The organism is Methylophilus sp., from assembly GCF_052437885.1.
Lineage (GTDB): Bacteria > Pseudomonadota > Gammaproteobacteria > Burkholderiales > Methylophilaceae > Methylophilus.
In genome coordinates this window covers 120,815-138,426 of record NZ_JBQVPB010000002.1, presented here as the reverse complement: position 1 = coordinate 138,426, position 17,612 = coordinate 120,815, and the positions used below count along the sequence as shown (strand labels likewise).

At 53.2% G+C, this 17,612-nt stretch carries 18 protein-coding genes; 10 read left to right on the top strand and 8 right to left on the bottom strand.

The window, feature by feature from the left end:
- Positions 1–6 precede the first annotated feature (6 nt).
- The 7 genes from gmk to ACT6RZ_RS02475 form a co-directional block, all read right to left on the bottom strand.
- Positions 7–618: a guanylate kinase gene (gmk, locus tag ACT6RZ_RS02505; protein WP_444700615.1), complete on the bottom strand. Its 612-nt coding sequence runs from the start codon at positions 616–618 to the stop codon at positions 7–9.
- Positions 618–1,355: a peptidase gene (locus ACT6RZ_RS02500; RefSeq protein WP_444700614.1), complete on the bottom strand. Its 738-nt coding sequence runs from the start codon at positions 1,353–1,355 to the stop codon at positions 618–620. Before ACT6RZ_RS02500 ends, gmk begins: the two co-directional genes overlap by 1 nt.
- Before the next feature lie 86 nt (positions 1,356–1,441).
- Positions 1,442–2,287, bottom strand: a complete 846-nt coding sequence (locus ACT6RZ_RS02495; RefSeq protein ID WP_444700613.1) for a transglutaminase family protein — start codon at positions 2,285–2,287, stop codon at positions 1,442–1,444.
- Between the two features lie 91 nt (positions 2,288–2,378).
- Entirely contained in the window at positions 2,379–3,323 is a 945-nt protein-coding gene (locus ACT6RZ_RS02490) for an alpha-E domain-containing protein (protein WP_444700612.1), read from the bottom strand.
- Positions 3,317–4,810, bottom strand: coding sequence for a circularly permuted type 2 ATP-grasp protein (locus ACT6RZ_RS02485; protein WP_444700611.1), 1,494 nt, complete (start codon positions 4,808–4,810; stop codon positions 3,317–3,319). Before ACT6RZ_RS02485 ends, ACT6RZ_RS02490 begins: the two co-directional genes overlap by 7 nt.
- 182 nt (positions 4,811–4,992) lie before the next feature.
- Positions 4,993–5,511 (bottom strand): hypothetical protein, encoded by a 519-nt coding sequence (locus ACT6RZ_RS02480; RefSeq protein ID WP_444700610.1) that lies wholly within the window; start codon positions 5,509–5,511, stop codon positions 4,993–4,995.
- Positions 5,512–5,619: 108 nt separating this feature from the next.
- Positions 5,620–6,513, bottom strand: coding sequence for a YicC/YloC family endoribonuclease (locus tag ACT6RZ_RS02475; RefSeq protein WP_444700609.1), 894 nt, complete (start codon positions 6,511–6,513; stop codon positions 5,620–5,622).
- Positions 6,514–6,770: 257 nt separating this feature from the next.
- Between ACT6RZ_RS02475 and ACT6RZ_RS02470 the strand changes: the two genes are divergently transcribed.
- From ACT6RZ_RS02470 to ACT6RZ_RS02435, 8 genes are all read left to right on the top strand, one after another.
- Entirely contained in the window at positions 6,771–7,706 is a 936-nt protein-coding gene (locus tag ACT6RZ_RS02470) for a serine/threonine protein kinase (RefSeq protein ID WP_444700608.1), read from the top strand.
- Between the two features lie 25 nt (positions 7,707–7,731).
- A complete protein-coding gene (locus ACT6RZ_RS02465; protein ID WP_444700607.1) occupies positions 7,732–8,661 on the top strand; it encodes a PP2C family protein-serine/threonine phosphatase in 930 nt (309 codons plus the stop codon).
- Positions 8,662–8,664: 3 nt separating this feature from the next.
- A complete protein-coding gene (gene rph / locus ACT6RZ_RS02460; RefSeq protein ID WP_444700606.1) occupies positions 8,665–9,384 on the top strand; it encodes a ribonuclease PH in 720 nt (239 codons plus the stop codon).
- Between the two features lies 1 nt (position 9,385).
- Complete coding sequence (rdgB, locus tag ACT6RZ_RS02455; RefSeq protein ID WP_444700605.1) at positions 9,386–10,006, top strand: RdgB/HAM1 family non-canonical purine NTP pyrophosphatase; 621 nt, start codon at positions 9,386–9,388, stop codon at positions 10,004–10,006.
- A 27-nt stretch (positions 10,007–10,033) separates the two neighbouring features.
- Positions 10,034–10,249 carry a hypothetical protein gene (locus ACT6RZ_RS02450; protein WP_444700604.1) on the top strand — a complete coding sequence of 72 codons (216 nt, stop codon included), beginning with the start codon at positions 10,034–10,036 and terminating at the stop codon, positions 10,247–10,249.
- 10 nt (positions 10,250–10,259) lie between these two features.
- On the top strand, positions 10,260–12,086 hold the full coding sequence (gene recQ, locus ACT6RZ_RS02445; protein ID WP_444700603.1) for a DNA helicase RecQ: 1,827 nt from the start codon (positions 10,260–10,262) through the stop codon (positions 12,084–12,086).
- A gap of 87 nt (positions 12,087–12,173) precedes the next feature.
- Positions 12,174–13,088: a hypothetical protein gene (locus ACT6RZ_RS02440; RefSeq protein WP_444700602.1), complete on the top strand. Its 915-nt coding sequence runs from the start codon at positions 12,174–12,176 to the stop codon at positions 13,086–13,088.
- A gap of 2 nt (positions 13,089–13,090) precedes the next feature.
- Positions 13,091–13,705 carry a hypothetical protein gene (locus tag ACT6RZ_RS02435; RefSeq protein ID WP_444700601.1) on the top strand — a complete coding sequence of 205 codons (615 nt, stop codon included), beginning with the start codon at positions 13,091–13,093 and terminating at the stop codon, positions 13,703–13,705.
- A gap of 21 nt (positions 13,706–13,726) precedes the next feature.
- On the opposite strand, the gene ACT6RZ_RS02430 is transcribed toward ACT6RZ_RS02435, so the two are convergent.
- The gene (locus ACT6RZ_RS02430) at positions 13,727–14,329 is read right to left on the bottom strand and encodes an arylesterase (RefSeq protein WP_444700600.1); all 603 of its coding nucleotides are present in this window, start codon (positions 14,327–14,329) and stop codon (positions 13,727–13,729) included.
- A 47-nt stretch (positions 14,330–14,376) separates the two neighbouring features.
- Between ACT6RZ_RS02430 and ACT6RZ_RS02425 the strand changes: the two genes are divergently transcribed.
- Together ACT6RZ_RS02425 and ACT6RZ_RS02420 are read left to right on the top strand one after the other, a co-directional pair.
- Positions 14,377–15,099 (top strand): ABC transporter ATP-binding protein, encoded by a 723-nt coding sequence (locus ACT6RZ_RS02425; RefSeq protein WP_444700599.1) that lies wholly within the window; start codon positions 14,377–14,379, stop codon positions 15,097–15,099.
- Positions 15,100–17,610, top strand: a complete 2,511-nt coding sequence (locus tag ACT6RZ_RS02420; RefSeq protein ID WP_444700598.1) for an ABC transporter permease — start codon at positions 15,100–15,102, stop codon at positions 17,608–17,610.
- Positions 17,611–17,612 lie beyond the last annotated feature (2 nt).

The window sequence follows — 17,612 nt, the reverse complement described above, 5'->3', positions numbered from 1 at the left end:
CTGGCTTCAGGTGAGTAATTGAATCAGTGACGCGTGGCAGGCGACCTGGCGGTCAAGCTGCAAGCGCTTGGCACGCACGATAGCCATTAAATCCTGTAGCGCCACGTCAAAATTGTCATTAATTGTAACATAATCAAACTCATGCACGTGACGCATCTCCTCACGCGCTGCAGCCAAACGGCGCGCGATCACTGCCTCGCTATCCTGACCACGGCTGTTCAGCCGGTGTGACAGCGCCTCTATGGATGGCGGCAAAATAAAGATAGAAGTCGCTTGCGGAAACAGGGTGCGGATCTGCTGCGCGCCCTGCCAGTCGATCTCCAGTATCACATCGCGCCCTTCGGCCAGGGCATTTTCCACTTCGCTTTGCGCGGTGCCATAACGGGCGCTGTGCACATGGGCGCTTTCCAGAAAACCGCCGCTGTCTAGGATCTCCAGGAAGGCTGCTTCAGGCACAAAATGGTAATGAATGCCGTTTTCTTCGCCCGGGCGAGGTTCGCGGGTGGTGTGCGAGACCGATAATTTTATTAAGGGGTCTTGCGCCAGCATGGCGCGCACCAGGCTGGTTTTACCGGCGCCGGAGGCGGCAGAGATCACGAATAGATGTCCATGGCTCATCATGCACCCCATTCCGGGTTAGGCAGCGATGAAAACACTGTTTTCAGGCCTTCGCCCCAGCCTTTATGTACGCTGGCGTAATACGGGTCGTGTTCGGTCAGGCGCTGGCGGCAATCAGCGGTCAGCGCGTCAGTTCGGTAAATCATTAAATCAATAGGCATGGCGACAGAGATATTGCTGCGTATGGTGGAATCGAATGAGATCAGCACGCATTTGACGGCTTCCATCATATCGGTCTGATAGTTGATCACGCGGTCTATGATAGGTTTGCCGTATTTGGTTTCGCCTATCTGCAGGTAGGGCGTGTCTGAAGTGGCTTCAATAAAATTGCCAGCTGCATAGACATTGAACAGGCGCGGTTTCTCGCCCTTGATCTGTCCGGCCACCAGTATGCTGGCAGTGAAGTCTATGCCATGTTCCTTGAGTGAATCGCCGTCTCTATGGTAGATGCTGCGCATGGCGGCGCCTACCACGGTGGCGGCTTCAAACATGGAGTGCACGCTGTTCAGGTTGGCGACCCCCGGTTCGGGTTCTTTGATCTGCTCACGCAACAGATTGACCACCGATTGCGTGATCGCCAGATTGCCTGCGGTGAGCAGCACAATGACGCGTTCGCCAGCCTGGTCGAATACATGCGTTTTCGGGGCGATGGCTACCTGGTCAACACCCGCGTTAGTACGTGTGTCAGACGCGAGCACCAGCCCTTGTTCCAGCAGGATGCCTACACAATATGTCATAACGGTATGGAAGAAAACAGCGGAGTCGCTAAAGTGACATGATAGCACGGGCCGTCAGCACGACTCCACTGCCGCACCATTGAAGGTTATTGCTGCGCGCAAACTGCCTGTTGATAGAGCTGTGCTTGATGGCGCTGGCGCTGTTCATGCGTCAACGCTGTCTGATTGACACTGACTGCGCTGGACATGCCCTCCATGCCACCACCTATGCGGGTGCCAGTCACCGGGCTGGCGCTGCGGTAATCCAGGCCTACCGCCAGCCGCACATGGCGTTCGTTGGTCAAACTGCCATTCGAGATATCCAGACCCAGCCACTGCTGCTCCTGCCACACCTCTACCCAGGCATGGGTCTGCATCAGGCTGCCATCTTCGGTAAACAGGTAACCGCTGACATAGCGGGCGGGTAGACCCAAACTGCGGCAACAGCCGATAAACGCATGCGCATGGTCCTGGCAAACGCCTTTGCCCAGCCTGAAAGCTTCAGCCGCCGGGGTATTCACCTGCGTCGCACCTTTGAGGTATTCCATCCTGTCGCGTAAGGCATGCATCATGTCTGTCAGCGCGACGCTGGCAAAATGGTTGGCGAACCGGCTGGCAAACGCCGTCATGGCGGCATCTGCCTGGGTCAGCGGTGACTCTCGCAGGTATAGTGCTACCGGCAATGCTTGCGCACAGGGCAGGCTGGCAACGCCGGTTTCTATTTCGCCTGCCACCGAGATCAGCAATTCATGGTGCGGCTGGTCTATCACCAGCGTGTGCGTGAGGTTGCCGTAGGTATCTTCAAATGCGTGGCACTGGCCGTTGACTTTGATCTGCCAGTGTTTCACCCGCTGGCCCATACCGTCGCGCGGCGTCAGGCGTAGCTGCTGTATGGTGTACTGCACCGCTTCGCTATAAATATATTGCGTCTGGTGCTCGATATTCAGCAGCATGGGGCTGGCTCAGCCGGACACCGGCTGCAGGGTGGAAAACGCGGGCGTATTGTTGATCACGGCTTGTTAATTAACGACTTGGTCAGTGCTGTCAGGCCGTGGCGCTTAAAAAGTTGCGCTGTATCTCTTCGCCCAGTTTGCGGTTGGCCAGAATGAATTCATCCAGAAAATGGTGCACACCTTCCTTGACGATATCCAGCATGCGGCCGTAATGCAGCCTGGCATGCATTTGCCCGGCCAGTCGTTCGGCTTCGGTTTGCCGGCTACCGGCCACCTGGCGCAAGATCGGCATGATCTCGGCATAGCAGGCGTGCAGTGAGCGCGGCATATCTTCGCGCAATATCAGCAACTCTGACACCTTGGTCGGCTCGATCGCGTCGCGGTAGACTTTCTGATAAGCCTGGAAGGCAGCCACAGAACGCAGCACTGCGCTCCACTCGTAGTAATCCACCGCGCCTTCGTTGGCTTCCTGCATGGGGATCAGGAATTCGTATTTCACATCCAGCAGGCGTGCGGTGTTGTCGGCGCGTTCCATAAACGTGCCCAGCCGCACAAAGCTGAAGGCTTCGTCACGCAGCATGGTGCCAAAACACACGCCACGGAACAGATGCGAGCGGCTTTTCACCCACTCGCAAAATTCGTTCAGGCCAGACTGGGTCAGGTCCTGCTTGATATACTGGCCAAACTCCAGCCATAAGGTGTTCATGTTTTCCCAGGTTTCCACCGTCATGGCCACGCGCACAGCGCGCGCATTCTCCCTGGCGCTACGCAAAGAGCTGTAAATGCTGGAAGGGTTCTGGCTATCCATCACCAGGTGCTGTATCACATGCGCGGCACTGATCTCCTGGTAGGTGGCATCATAAATATCGCGTACACCGGCGATCTCGAGCACGGTGTCCCACAACTCTTGTTCGTTACTGGCATCCGTGGGCAGCAGCGACATGCTGTAAGTCACTTCCAGCACGCGTGCCACGTTTTCGGCACGCTCTATGTAGCGGGCCATCCAATATAAATGATCTGCGGTTCTGCTTAACATATCACGGCCTCCTGGCGCTGGAGTTGGGCAGCCATTTGCGACTGCGATTGTTCTACACACACATCATCACGTTCCAGCACCCAGGTGTCCTTGGTGCCGCCGCCTTGTGACGAATTGACCACCAGCGAGCCTTCCTTGAGCGCCACGCGGGATAATCCGCCCGGCACCACGCTGACGGTCTTGCCGGAAAGCACGAATGGGCGCAGGTCTACATGGCGCGGTGCGATGCCCTGATCGACCAGAGTCGGGCAGGTAGAAAGCGCCAGTGTAGGCTGCGCGATATAATTGGCCGGCCGCGAAACGATGCGTAACCTGAATTCTTCTATCTCCTGTTTGCTCGCGGTAGGGCCGACCAGCATGCCATAACCGCCCGAGCCTTGCACTTCCTTGACGACCAGCTCGGGCAGATGATCCAGCACATAGGCCAGATCATCTTCCTTGCTGAGTTGATACGTGGGCACGTTCTGCAGGATGGGAGACTCACCCAGGTAGAACTTGATCATCTCCGGCACATAAATATAGGTTGCCTTGTCATCAGCGACGCCGGTACCCACGGCGTTGGCCAATGTGACGCCACCATTGCGGTAGACGGAGAGTAGACCCGGTACGCCCAACATGGAATCAGGCTTGAATACCAGGGGGTCTATGTAATCGTCGTCGATGCGGCGGTAAATCACGTCCACCCTTTGCGGGCCTTGCGTGGTGCGCATATAGACGGCGTTATTGCGGACAAACAGATCCTGGCCTTCCACCAGCTCTATGCCCATCTGCTGGGCGAGGAAGGCATGTTCAAAGTAGGCGCTGTTATAGGCGCCCGGGGAAAGCAGTACCACGGTCGGGTCAGTGACCCCGGTTTGGGCGACAGAGCGCAGGTTGTTGAGCAGCACATGCGGATAATGCTCGACCGGCGCGATCGGGTATTTCTTGAACAGGTCAGGAAACAGCCGCATCATCATTTTGCGGTCTTCCAGCATGTAAGAAACGCCGGACGGCGTGCGCAGATTATCTTCCAGCACATAGAACTGCGATTCACTGGTGCGCACCAGGTCTATGCCGGCGACGTGTGCGTAAATCTGGTTAGGCACATCCACGCCTACCATTTCCGGGCGATATTGCGAATTGGTCAGAATGCTGTGCGGCACCAGGCCTGCCTTGATGATTTCCTGGTCGTGGTAAATATCATGCAGGAACATATTCAGGGCACGCACCCGTTGCACGGCACCTTTGGACAGATGCGCCCATTCACTGGCGGAGATCATGCGCGGGATCACATCGAAAGGGATCAGGCGCTCGGCGCCGTCTTCCTCACCATACACATTGAAAGTGATGCCCACGCGGCGGAACAATACCTCGGCTTCGGCACGTTTGGCCGCCAACTGCTGGGTGGGTACATCGGCCAGCCAGCGGTCATACGCCAGATAGATACCACGTACATCGCCCCCATACCCCTGCATCTCATCAAAAAACTGTTTGGCCGTTTGCGTCATGGTCCTTGACCTTTGCATCGCTTATAGAAATCAATTACATAAGAGCAAGCCGTGTGCCAGGCACCAATTGTGATTTAAATCAGTGGCTTATATAAATCTCGGTAAACATTAAATGCAAAACGCACCATAAAGGTGCGTTATTTCATGCCGACTTTGGTGCAAACCCTGTTCATCAGGGTTGCTTATTGATAACTAAAGGTTTGCTCAAACTTATCAAGCAACTGTAAATCAGCAGGTTTGGGGTTGGAAACCGCCACATGCACATTCGCCCACCGTAGTCGGTTTGCAAACAGATAGTAAACATGTTTTTGCTTGATGGCCGCGTCCTGGAAAGTGTTTTCAAAGTCATAGCTGATCTTGCAATAGCGGCTGTTGCAGTTTTTTGCCACAGTGGCCTGATTGATCAGCGGGTCTTTGCCGGCCTTGGGCCAAAAACAGTTCAGCACCTCTTCGTGCGACTCCCCGCCATTGCAGCTGGGGGTATCTACATGCAGGGTGACCGCAAAGTTATTCGCATTGGCAGAATACATATAGTGGTCATTGGAATCTGCCTCCCTGACCGGCCTGAGTGCAGGCGCATCAAACGTGATCCCCCATCCTTGGTCAGGGATAGCTAAGGTGGTGATCTCAGCAAGGGATGGCACGGGCAGCAGGCTGGCGAATGCCAGTAGATAGCGAAACACATAGTGGAGCAGATGCATGGTCTAGACCCTATGAGAGAGTGTGAGGTAACTTGACTATATCACCATGCCTGCAATAAACAGCCGATTCAAGCGCATCAGGCCCGCAAATTTTGCGCCACTGTGGCGTTATTCAATATTCTGGATCTGTTCCCGCATCTGTTCTATCAGCACTTTCAGCTGCATGGAAACCTGGGTAGTTTCTATCGCCACTGATTTTGAGCCCAGCGTATTGGCTTCGCGATTCATTTCCTGCATCAGGAAATCCAGTTTTTTACCCACCGGGCCGCCAGCAGTCAGGATACGGTCCATTTCAGTGATATGTGAGTTCAGGCGCGCCAGCTCCTCATCGACATCGGTGCGCTGCGCATAAAGCACGATCTCCTGGCGCACACGGTCATCATCGGCCTGCATGGCTTCACGCAGTTTTGCGGTCAGTTTTTCCTGATATTGCTGTATCACCTGCGGCAACAACGGTTTCACGATGGCGATCTGTTCGCGTACGCCTTGCAGGCGGTCCAGCAAGACCTGCTTGAGTTTTTCGCCTTCGCGCTGACGCGCGGCGATCAGCTCATCTATGGTCTGCGCCAGCCCGCTCTGTACACTGTGCCCCAGGGTCTCGCTATCGACTGCCTCGGTTTGCAACACGCCAGGTAGCTTGAATATATCCACCAGATTCACCGGCTGTGCTTCGGGAAAGTGCTGGTGCAGGTCTTGCAAGGTCTGTGCGATCTGCGTGACCATGGCCGGGTTCAATGCCAGTTTGTTAGAGCTGGCACTATCGCTCTTCAGGCTCAGCCTGCACTCTACCTTGCCGCGGCCCAGCTTGCTTTGCAGCTGTTCGCGCACCTGCGCTTCAAACTGGCGCAGGCTGTCCTCGATTTTAACGTTCAGTTCCAGGTAGCGGTGGTTGACTGCGCGCAGTTCTATCAGCAGCAGGCCAGCCGCAAAGCGGGTCTCGCTGTTGGCAAAGCCGGTCATGCTCAGGATAGCTTGCTGGGGGGTATTGTTTTTTGTGCTCATGTTTTTCTTACCTTGCTTCTGTGGGCCTTGCTTCTATAGGGTTTTCTTAATCTGGGCTAAGCGGATGATTGTATCAAATGCAGTATCGATATGCGAAAATAGCGTTATAACAAGTAAACACAGTTTAAGAGATTTTGCATAAGTCCTTGAGCGGGGTAAAGGGCAAGCCAGCATTTACCTGCATAGAGGCTTATTCTTCATTGCTTAATTTTGCTGTTTTCCTCAATTAAAGCCATGATCAGTACGTTATAAGTTTAGTGAAGCTCGCCAATAAAATAGATATCGCCCTGCCTGTGGGCACCGAACTGCATGACTACACCATTACGCGGGTGCTCAGTCTGGGGGGGTTCAGCTTCGTCTATCTGGCGCAGGATAAACAGAAAAACACCGTCGCCATCAAGGAGTACATGCCGGTCACGCTGGCCAAACGCGATGGCCAGACACATATCCGTTCCAATGGCAAAAACGAAGCCGCCTACAAACATGGCATGAAATGCTTTTTTGAGGAAGGCCTGGCACTGGCGAATATAGAGCACAAGAATATCGTGCGCGTGAAAAACTTCTTCCGTGCCAATAACACCGTTTATATGGTCATGAAGTACGAGCGTGGCAAATCGCTGCAGGATTACATCATGGCCATGTCGCAACCTGTGCCGGAAAATTTCATGATACGTATGTTTGTCGAGCTGCTGAATGGCCTGCGCGAAGTGCATACACGCAAGTTGCTGCACCTGGATATCAAGCCAGCCAATATTTATATCCGCCTGGATGGCTCGCCGGTGTTGCTGGACTTCGGATCAGCGCGCCAGGCCTTGTCTGAGGTGACGCTGGCGCCGACCTACACGCCGGGCTTCGCGCCGCCGGAGCAATATATAGACCGCAAACACCTGGGGCCGTGGAGTGATATTTACAGCATAGGTGCCAGCATGTATGCCTGTTTGCAGCGCTCGTCACCGCTGGCTGCCAATATACGCCTGAATGAAGATACCCTGGTGCCGGCGGTAGAGCTGGGCAAGCAGGTCTATTCAGAAAAACTGCTGTCTATCATTGATGACTGTATGCAGATCGATTACCTGATGCGGCCACAAAGTGTGTTCTCATTACAGAAAAAAATGATAGAGGTGCGCGTGGCAGATGACGCGCGTGGCTCGCTGGTTGATAAAATTATTAAAGTGCTCACCAAACCACTATGAAACATTTGACGAAAGTCCTGATGCCATGAAGTTTTCTATCGCGCAAGGCAGCCGTCAGGGGCCGCGTCCTTATAATCAGGACCGGCTGGCCTACTCATACCACAGGCATGCCATTTTGATGGTGCTGGCCGACGGCATGGGCGGCCACCAGCATGGTGATGTGGCGGCTGAAATCGCCGTTAAAAGCATGGTGGAGGCGTTTCAGCGCGAATCCAGCCCCATGATTGCGCAGCCGGCGCAGTTTTTGCGCGAGCAGATCGCCCAGGTGCATGACGTGATCGAAAATGTGCGCGTGCGCAAAAAACTGCCTGAATCGCCACGCACCACCATAGTGGTGGCACTGGTACAGCACAATAAATTGTTTTGTGCGCACGTAGGTGATTCGCGCCTGTATCTGTACCGCAACGGGCTGGAAGAATTCCAGACCCAGGACCACTCGGTGGTGCAGTCGCTATTGCGTGAAGGCCGCATCACTGCCGAGCAGATAGAGCGCCACCCGCACCGCAACAAAATCTATAATTGCCTGGGTGGTGACAAACCGCCGCAGGTCGAGCTGGCTGACCCGCTACCGCTGAGTGAAGGCGACGTCATCCTGTTATGTTCGGATGGCGTATGGAACAAAGTGCCGGATATCAGCATGGCGCAGCATATGCTGGCAGCCAATATGCAGGATGGCATCACGCGCCTGCTGGATGATGCCGATGCCGAAAGTATCACCGTCGGCGATAATATGAGCGCGATCGCCATGCAGTGGGGCGAACGCCACACCGCGCCGCTGGCGGTGTCTACCCTTGATCTGCCGGGCGATGTAACCACTACCATGATGAATCATGCCGGCGCTACGCCACACCCGCATGCGCTGGATCTGACTGACGACGAAATTGAAAAGGCGATTGCCGATATACAGGACGCACTGGGCAGAACCCGGCAACATATTAAAAAAGAGGAAACTTGAACCATGAGCAGACCGAGCGAACGTGCCAACGACCAGTTGCGCAATATTGAAATCATACGCAGCTATACCAAACATGCCGAAGGTTCGGTATTGGTCAAATTTGGCGATACGCATGTGATTTGCACCGCCAGTATCGAAGAAAAAGTGCCTGGTTTTCTCAAAGGCAAAAACCAGGGCTGGGTGACTGCCGAATACGGCATGCTGCCACGTTCAACCGGTTCACGCATGGACAGGGAAGCCGCGCGTGGCAAGCAGACCGGACGTACGCAAGAGATACAGCGCCTGATAGGCCGCAGCCTGCGCGCGGTGATCGATATGCAAAAACTTGGCGAGCGTACCATCCATTTTGACTGTGACGTCATCCAGGCCGATGGCGGCACACGCACGGCCAGCATCACCGGCGCCTACGTGGCGATGGTCGACGCCGTAGATACCCTGTTGCAAAAAGGCCTGCTCAGTGCCAGCCCGATCAAGGACTCGGTAGGCGCAATCTCAGTCGGTGTCTATCAGGGCGTGCCGGTGCTGGATCTGGATTATATTGAAGACTCCGACTGTGATACCGATATGAACGTAGTCATGACCGGCAGCGGTGGTTTTGTCGAGATCCAGGGCACTGCCGAAGGCGAGCCTTTCAGCCGTGTAGCGATGGACCAGATGCTGGACCTGGCAGCCAAAGGCATTGCTGAATTATCCGTATTGCAACAACAGGCACTAGCGAAATAACATGGCATCAGCTTTCAATAAACTGGTGATCGCCTCTGGCAACAAAGGCAAGATCCGCGAAATCGCACATGTGCTGGCCCCTTTGAATATCGCGATAGTGTCGCAATCTGAATTCAATGTACCCGAGTGCCCGGAGCCGTATCAAACCTTTGTTGAAAATGCGCTGGCCAAAGCGCGGCATGCCAGCCAGCATACTGGTTTACCAGCGCTGGCGGATGATTCAGGTTTATGCGTGAATGCCTTGCAAGGTGCGCCCGGGGTAATCTCTGCGCGTTATGCGGGCCCCATGCCGGCTAACAGTCTGCTCACGCAGGATGAACGTAACAACGATAAACTGCTCACAGTGATGTCGCGCGAAAGTGACCGCCGTGCCTATTTTTACAGTGTGCTGGTGCTGGTGCGCTCAGCAGACGATCCGCAACCGATCATTGCCGATGGCTCTTGGCTGGGTGAGATCCTGCGCGAGTTCCGCGGGTCTGAAGGGTTTGGTTATGACCCCTTGTTTATGGACCTGGCAACGCGCAAGACCGTGGCTGAATTACCGCTGGAAGTGAAAAGCAAAATGAGCCACAGAGGCCAGGCCTTGGTAAAATTGCTGCAAGCGTTAGAAACAAGCCAGTGAAACAACAGCAGGTGAAAGAGCAAGCATATGACAAATGAGTGGCCAAAATGGGTGCGTGACGATGGTACTGTGGTTTCGTGTACCGAAAAAGTCAAAGTCATGTCTGAAAATTTTGATGAGATCAAACAGATCGCTCAGGACGCACTTGAAGATGGCTTGCTGATGGAAGTCAGCGAAGAGCAGATGCGCACAGCACTGCATGCGCTGGTTGAGCAACTCATCAACCCTTACAACAAGCTATAGGTTTGCCAGCATGGCAAACCTAGAACCGCAGCAAATCCTCCACGACGTATTCGGCTACAACCAGTTTCGCCACCAGCAGCAAGCCATTGTTGAACATGTGATAGACGGCCAGGATGCGCTGGTGCTGATGCCTACCGGCGGCGGCAAGTCGCTTTGTTACCAGATCCCCGCCCTGGCCCGTGACGGGCTGGCCATTGTGGTCTCACCGCTGATCGCCCTCATGCAAGACCAGGTTGAAGCCTTGCAGCAGCTGGGCGTCAACGCCGCCTATCTTAACTCCAGTTTAAGCGCCGAAGATAATGCGCGCATCACCCGCGAGGTGGTGAGTGGTGAGATCAAGCTGCTGTATGTCGCGCCCGAGCGCCTGATGGTCGGCAGTTTTTTAAGCCTGTTAGATGAAGTGCAGCAGCACACCGGCCTCGCACTATTCGCGATCGATGAAGCCCATTGCGTCTCGCAATGGGGGCATGATTTCAGGCCGGAATACCGCCAGCTGACTGTGCTGCATCACCGTTTCCCCGATGTGCCACGCATCGCGCTCACCGCCACGGCGGATGCCCCTACGCGTGCCGAGATCATCAGCCAGCTCAACCTCGAGAACGCCCGTCAGTTCGTCTCCAGTTTTGACCGGCCTAACATTCGCTACCACGTTGGCATTAAAAACAACGCGCGCCAGCAACTGCAGGCATTCCTGGAACGTGAGCATGCCAGCGATGCCGGCATCATTTATTGCCTGTCGCGCAGAAAAGTCGAAGAAACCGCTGCCTGGCTGGTCGAAAAAGGCTGGTCAGCCTTGCCCTACCATGCCGGTTTACCCGCGCAATTACGAGAGCTGCACCAGCGCCGCTTTTTGCGCGAAGAAGGCATCATCATGGTGGCGACGATAGCTTTTGGCATGGGCATAGACAAACCCAACGTGCGCTTTGTCGCACATTTAGACCTGCCAAAAAGCATGGAAGGCTACTACCAGGAAACCGGCCGCGCCGGCCGCGATGGCCTGCCTGCCAATGCCTGGATGGTCTACGGCATGGGCGATGTCGTCTCCATGCGGCAAATGCTGGATAGCGGCGAAGCCTCAGAAGAGCGCAAACGGCTGGAACGCCTAAAGCTGGATGCCTTGCTAGGTTACTGTGAATCCACCGCCTGCCGCCACCAGAGCATATTGCGCTACTTTGGCGAAAGCCACCCCGGTGCCTGCGACCAATGCGATAACTGCCTGCACCCGGTAGAAACCTGGCAAGCCACCCAGGTCGCGCAGATGGCGCTATCCTGCGTATTCCGTACCGGCCAAAGATTCGGCGTCGGCCACCTGATCGATGTGCTCACCGGCAAAGTCACCGCGCAAGTCGAGCGCTTCAATCACGATAAAGTCAGCACTTTTGGCATAGGTAAAACCCTCAATCAAAGCCAGTGGAGCGGTGTCTACCGCCAACTGATCGCTGCCGGATTGCTAGAAGCTGATATGGCAGCCTACGGCGGCTTAAAACTGACCGAAGCCGCCAGACCAGTATTAAAAGGCGAGCAGGAAGTCTGGCTACGCCGCGATGCCGAACCCGAAAAACGCATGAGCAAAGCCGAACGCAGCGCCCGCGCCAAAGAAGCATTCGCCGGTGCCAATGACGACCCGCTCTGGCAAGCGCTCAAAGCCAAACGGTTGGAACTGGCAAGAGAACAGGGCGTACCACCGTATGTGATCTTTCACGACAGCACCTTGCTGGAGATCCACAACCGCAAGCCACAGACCCTGGATGAAATGGGGCAGATCAGCGGGATTGGGCAGGCGAAATTGCAGAAGTATGGTGATGCGTTTTTACAAGTTTTGGAAGAACCAATGTAAAAATGAGACTTCATTCGTTAGTTTGCGATATTCGGCAAATATTGAAGAAATATAATATTCATTCTAAAAAAATTAACTGGAGCGGAAATGGACGTAATTCTTTCTAAAGAATACTATCGCAGAACCTTTTTTGTGATGGTAATACTTATTGTTCTGTTAACACTAATAACCCGATTTTTCATATTGCCAATTTTTGCTTCTGAGCAAAGCCAGACATGGACAGTATTTCTTGGTGTCTTTCTCGATAATCTCGTAATTTCGATGATAGTTGCAGTTTTCTTGGGGTGTTTTGTCTTTTGGCTTACCCCAGATATAGTAAAACGTTCGCAAATTGAAGTAATCCCACCTAAGCAAATTAATCCTCTTCTTAAAGCTGCCACTATTTCGACAAAATCTTGGATATTTAAAGGAGCATGCGGACGATATACACGAGCAACGACAATTCCCAAACTAGCTGATGCTGCCAGAGTTGAAGGGTTGGGCAGAGATATAACTATTTGTATATTGAATCCAAAGAATGAGGAGCTATGTAACTCTTATGCTATTTACAGAAGAAGCCTTAAGTCGTCTAACTCTGGTGAACAGTGGAATAAACAGCTAGTTCAAGAGGAAATATTGGCAACAGCTGTCACCGCTTTGAAGTATCAATTTTCAGCACCGCAATTGCGTATACGAGTATTTTTTGTCGAACATTTCTCGGCATTTAGATTAGATATTGCAGATCAATATGTCATTGTCACGAAGGAAGACAAAGAGGCTTCTGCGTTGCGTGCGGATGTGAATACATATTTTTATGACTCATATAAAGATGATGTTCGATTAACTGAACGACAGTCACAAGAAATGGCATCTAGCAAAAATTTAGAGTTTATTGGCGATGTGGACGAGCATAAATTGCGTGAAGTGATCAGAGTTACTGGGATTTTCGAAGAGGATAAGCTTAATGACTTAAATTTATCGAGACTTCTTAACTCTATTAATGCTCCAAAAGATCCTTATTAATCATGATGCCTTCTTTAAATGAGTTAGAAAGTGAGCTTGAAAAGGGAAGTTTAAATTTATCAGATTTATTATTTTTACGTCGCCATATTCAGGCCCCTTTCAGACTTCACCCGTTGGGCTTTATTGCATGTACCCTGCTGACACAGGGAAAGTATAAACTTAGACTGCACTGCTGGCCGATGAGCAATAGTTTGCAACAGTCAGCACACTGTTTAATCCATGATCACTTGTTTGATTTTAAAAGTTGGATTTTAGAGGGTGAAGTTGAAAATATTGAATATGTTGCTGCTGCTGAAGGAAAAGACTTGGCAATCTACCAAACTCATTATGATCATATTCAGTCTGTTCTGATAAAGACTGACGAAATCATGAGAATTTCAGAGGATAAACGAAATATCTATAACGCAGGTAAGTCATACAGCGTTAAAGCGGGTGTCCTTCATCAGACTCTGCGCATAAGTGGAAATCCTGCTTTCACAGTTCTTTTGACCAATGAAATTTCTAGTTCGCCACCAAAAGTTCTAGGTCCTTTAGATGGTAAGAATGAATATAGGTATAGTAGGAGCATCGTTGAAGAAGAATTAGTAGAGAAAATTCTTTCCGGGGGTAAGATATAAAGCTACTTTAGTTTGTATCTATTATCTATGGTTGATATTACTTATAAGCAGGGGCTTCAAAGTCGGCCAAACATTCTCCAATATTTTCCTTTGCGCATTCACATTCGGGTGCAGTCCATCTTCCAGTACCAGATCGCTGTGACCGCTGATACCATTCAGAAAAAACGGGATAAATGGCGTTTTGTATTTTTCTGACAAATCCAGGTAAACCGCTTTAAAACCATTGGTGTATTTGGGGCCATAATTAGGTGGAATAAACATGCCTAATAGAACGACTTGCGCATTCGCTTGCTGGCTGGCGAGTATCATTTTTTCCAGGTTGTTTTTCATGGCATCCAGCGGCAAGCCGCGCAGGCCGTCGTTTGCGCCCAGTTCTATCACCACGATACTGGGTTTAAACTGTCTGAGTGCCGCCGGCAAGCGGCTGAGTCCGCCGGCAGTTGTTTCACCACTGACGCTGGCGTTGGCAACTTCGTAGGGTAATTGGTTGTCTTTCACTCGTTGTGCCAGCAGACTGACCCAGCCTTGTGCCTGGGGGATTCTGTAAGCGGCAGACAAGCTGTCGCCAAATACCAGTATGGTTGGTCTGGATGCAGACTCTGCAAAAACTAAGTTGTTAAACAATAAACCAGGTAACACGATCAATATTTTTAGAAATCGGAACGTCATTAATGCAAAGCCCTTATGCTGTTGAAGCGCTGTCTTTAAGTAAATCTGTTGTGAGTAATAATACAACAATCCCCATTTTGAGCCATTTGAATCTTGCGGTAGCCAAGGGTGAGAGGCTGGCGATCATTGGGAGTTCCGGGTCTGGTAAATCTACTTTGCTAGGTCTGCTGGCGGGGCTGGATATAGCAAGTAGCGGAAAAGTGCTGATCGCCGGCCAGGATATCGGCCAGATGGATGAAGATGGTCGTGCAGCTGTGCGGGCTCAGCATATGGGTTTTGTCTTTCAATCGTTTCAACTGCTGGGTTCACTGACCGCTCTTGAAAATGTGATGCTGCCTTTGCAACTGGCAGGTCGTCGTGACGCTCAGGCAGTGGCGGTAGCTGCGCTAGAAAGTGTAGGTCTGGCACCACGCGCCACGCACTACCCAAAACAGTTGTCGGGCGGCGAACAGCAACGGGTGGCGATAGCCAGGGCATTTGCGGCCAGGCCGGCCATTTTATTTGCGGATGAGCCCACCGGGAATCTGGATGTCGCCACGGGTGAGGCCATCATTCAATTACTGTTTGATTTAAACGCAAAGAGTGGCACCACGCTGGTGCTGGTCACGCATGATATGCAGCTGGCCAGGCGTTGCCAGCGCGTGCTGAATCTGCAGGGCGGCCAATTGCAAGAAATTGTCCTTGGCGAGCGCACGATAGACGACGCTCAGGCAGGGGGGCATTAAATGCTGGCGCTCTCTATTGCCTGGCGTCAGTTGCGCAGCCTGTGGTCTGCTGGCGAGATCAGGGTATTGCTGTTTGCGCTGATATTGGCGGTGACGGCGACCACATCGGTCAGCTTTTTCACTGACCGTATCAAGGCCAGCATGCAGACCCAGGGCAACGTGCTGCTGGGGGCCGACCTGGTGGTGAACTCCGACCATGCCATCCCCGCCGCTTATCTGGCTGAAGCGCAACGCCGCCAATATCAGACCACGCAGGCGCTGGAGTTTTCCAGCATGGTGGTGAAAGGTGATGGCAGCGAGCTTGCTGAAGTCAAGGCGGTGGCGCCTGGCTTTCCTTTGCGCGGGCATCTGACTATCAGCAAACAATCAATGACTAACGCCAAAGCCCAGCTATTGGCTGCAGAGATACCGGCTAAAGGCACGTTATGGATAGAGCCGCGCCTGGCGCAAAAACTCGCGCTGAAGATAGGGGATGAGATCAGCCTGGGTGAAAGCCAGTTTAAGGTCGCGGCCTTTTTACTGCAGGAGCCTTCGCGCGGTGGCGACATGTTCAGCATTGCGCCGCGTGTGTTTATGAATAGCGGCGATGTGGCCGCCACCGGCTTGCTGCAGTTCGGCAGCCGCGTGAAATATCAGTTGCTGGTCGCCAGCGACAACAATGCAGAGGCGCAAGCGATAGACAATTATGCCGAATGGCTGAAACCGCAACTTGCACGCGGTGAACGCGTGGATGATATCCGCAGTGCCCGCCCTGAAATGCGCAATGCGCTGGATAAGGCGCAACAGTTCCTCGGCATCGCTTCTATGGTCGGCGTGATTCTGGCGATGGTGGCCATGTTGCTGGCGAGCATTCCCTATGTGCAAAAAAGTCTGGATGCGTATGCGCTGATGCGCTGTTTTGGCGCGAGCAAACAACTGATCACGCAGATACTGCTTTACCAAACCTTGCTGCTGGCTTTGCTGGGTAGTGTGATCGGTTGTGTGCTGGGGTTTGCCGCGCAATATGGCCTGGCCATACTGGCCGGACGCCTGTTTGTGGAGACCTTGCCAGCCCCGGGATGGATGCCGGTGTTGCTGGGCCTGGCGACCGGCTTTGCGACCCTGCTCACCGTGGTATGGCCGCAGCTGTTACGCTTGCGCGCCGTGCCGGCATTACGCATCTTGCGCCAGGACCTGGAAGGCGACGTGCGTATGAATGCCATGCTGTTTATCCCTGCATTCATCGTGCTGGCCGGGCTGGTGTTCTGGCATGCCGGCGATATCAAACTGGCCGCGATCGTATTTGCCGCACTCGTGGCATTGGTCGCGGTGGCCGGGCTGCTGGCACTGGCCGGGCTGCGTATCATACGGTCGCTCCCGGTGCAGAATTTCGGCATCATCAAACTTGGCCTGATGGGCTTGAGGCGACGCCCCATCCTGACCATCGCCCAGGTGGTCGGCTTAAGCATGGGCCTGATGGCGCTGTTGTTGCTGGCATTTGTGCGTAATGACCTGCTTAAAAACTGGCAGACCTCTCTCCCCGCCGACGCGCCTAATCGCTTTGTCATTAACATACAGGCAGATCAGATCCCTGGCATCAATGACCTGTTAAGCGCCCATGCCATACAGCATGCCGATATTTTCCCCATGGTGCGTGCGCGGCTGCAAGCGGTGAATGGCAAACCCATCAATATGGATGATTACAAGGATGACCGCGCCAAGCGCTTGGCCGAGCGGGAATTTAATTTATCGTGGGCGGCGCAGATGCAAGCCGATAACGAGCTGGTCGCCGGCCAGTGGTGGCGTGCTGAAGATGCAGGTAACCCTCAATTGTCCCTGGAACAAGGGTTGGCAGAGACGCTAGGTTTAAAGCTGGGTGATAAACTTTCGTACGATGTGGCCGGCAGCAAACTGGACCTCACCATCACCAGCTTGCGCAAGGTGGAATGGAACAGCATGCACGTTAACTTTTTTGCAGTGACGCCGCCCAAAGTGCTGGATAACTATGCCGCCAACTACCTCACCAGCTTTCATCTGCCTGCCGGCAAAGATGAGGTGCTGAACCAGTTGGTCAGGCAGTTCCCCAATTTGAGCATTATCAATGTGGCCGCGGTGATGGAGCAGCTACAGGGCCTGCTCAGCAAAATGAGTTACGCGATCGAGTTTGTGTTTGGCTTTAGCCTGCTGGCCGGGGTAGCCGTGCTGTATGCGGCAATGATGGCCACCCGCGAAGAACGCGTGCGCGAAAGCACCTTGATGCGGGTGCTGGGTGCCTCAACAAAACAAGTGGTGCTGGCCATGCTGGTCGAGTTCTTATGTATAGGCGTGCTCGCCAGTATCGTCGCCAATATTTTTACCAATATTGCTGCCTATTACCTGGCCGGTTTCATACTCAATATTCAGTACCAGTTCAACGCCTGGTTCACGCTACAGGCTTTACTGGCAGCGATAGTGCTGGTGCCGTTTGCAGCATGGCTAGTGGCACGCAAGCAGTTTAATCAGCCCCCCCGGGTGTTGCTGCAAAGCATATAAGC

What these genes read in the sequence shown, in the direction of transcription:
- ACT6RZ_RS02485 (WP_444700611.1), bottom strand. Translation starts at nt 4,810, where the DNA reads ATGACGCAAACGGCCAAACAGTTTTTTGATGAGATGCAGGGGTATGGG.
- gmk (WP_444700615.1), bottom strand. Translation starts at nt 618, where the DNA reads ATGAGCCATGGACATCTATTCGTGATCTCTGCCGCCTCCGGCGCCGGT.
- ACT6RZ_RS02420 (WP_444700598.1), top strand. Translation starts at nt 15,100, where the DNA reads ATGCTGGCGCTCTCTATTGCCTGGCGTCAGTTGCGCAGCCTGTGGTCT.
- ACT6RZ_RS02495 (WP_444700613.1), bottom strand. Translation starts at nt 2,287, where the DNA reads ATGCTGCTGAATATCGAGCACCAGACGCAATATATTTATAGCGAAGCG.
- recQ (WP_444700603.1), top strand. Translation starts at nt 10,260, where the DNA reads ATGGCAAACCTAGAACCGCAGCAAATCCTCCACGACGTATTCGGCTAC.
- ACT6RZ_RS02435 (WP_444700601.1), top strand. Translation starts at nt 13,091, where the DNA reads ATGATGCCTTCTTTAAATGAGTTAGAAAGTGAGCTTGAAAAGGGAAGT.
- rph (WP_444700606.1), top strand. Translation starts at nt 8,665, where the DNA reads ATGAGCAGACCGAGCGAACGTGCCAACGACCAGTTGCGCAATATTGAA.
- ACT6RZ_RS02465 (WP_444700607.1), top strand. Translation starts at nt 7,732, where the DNA reads ATGAAGTTTTCTATCGCGCAAGGCAGCCGTCAGGGGCCGCGTCCTTAT.
- ACT6RZ_RS02425 (WP_444700599.1), top strand. Translation starts at nt 14,377, where the DNA reads ATGCAAAGCCCTTATGCTGTTGAAGCGCTGTCTTTAAGTAAATCTGTT.
- ACT6RZ_RS02500 (WP_444700614.1), bottom strand. Translation starts at nt 1,355, where the DNA reads ATGACATATTGTGTAGGCATCCTGCTGGAACAAGGGCTGGTGCTCGCG.
- ACT6RZ_RS02480 (WP_444700610.1), bottom strand. Translation starts at nt 5,511, where the DNA reads ATGCATCTGCTCCACTATGTGTTTCGCTATCTACTGGCATTCGCCAGC.
- ACT6RZ_RS02440 (WP_444700602.1), top strand. Translation starts at nt 12,174, where the DNA reads ATGGACGTAATTCTTTCTAAAGAATACTATCGCAGAACCTTTTTTGTG.
- ACT6RZ_RS02490 (WP_444700612.1), bottom strand. Translation starts at nt 3,323, where the DNA reads ATGTTAAGCAGAACCGCAGATCATTTATATTGGATGGCCCGCTACATA.
- ACT6RZ_RS02475 (WP_444700609.1), bottom strand. Translation starts at nt 6,513, where the DNA reads ATGAGCACAAAAAACAATACCCCCCAGCAAGCTATCCTGAGCATGACC.
- rdgB (WP_444700605.1), top strand. Translation starts at nt 9,386, where the DNA reads ATGGCATCAGCTTTCAATAAACTGGTGATCGCCTCTGGCAACAAAGGC.
- ACT6RZ_RS02450 (WP_444700604.1), top strand. Translation starts at nt 10,034, where the DNA reads ATGACAAATGAGTGGCCAAAATGGGTGCGTGACGATGGTACTGTGGTT.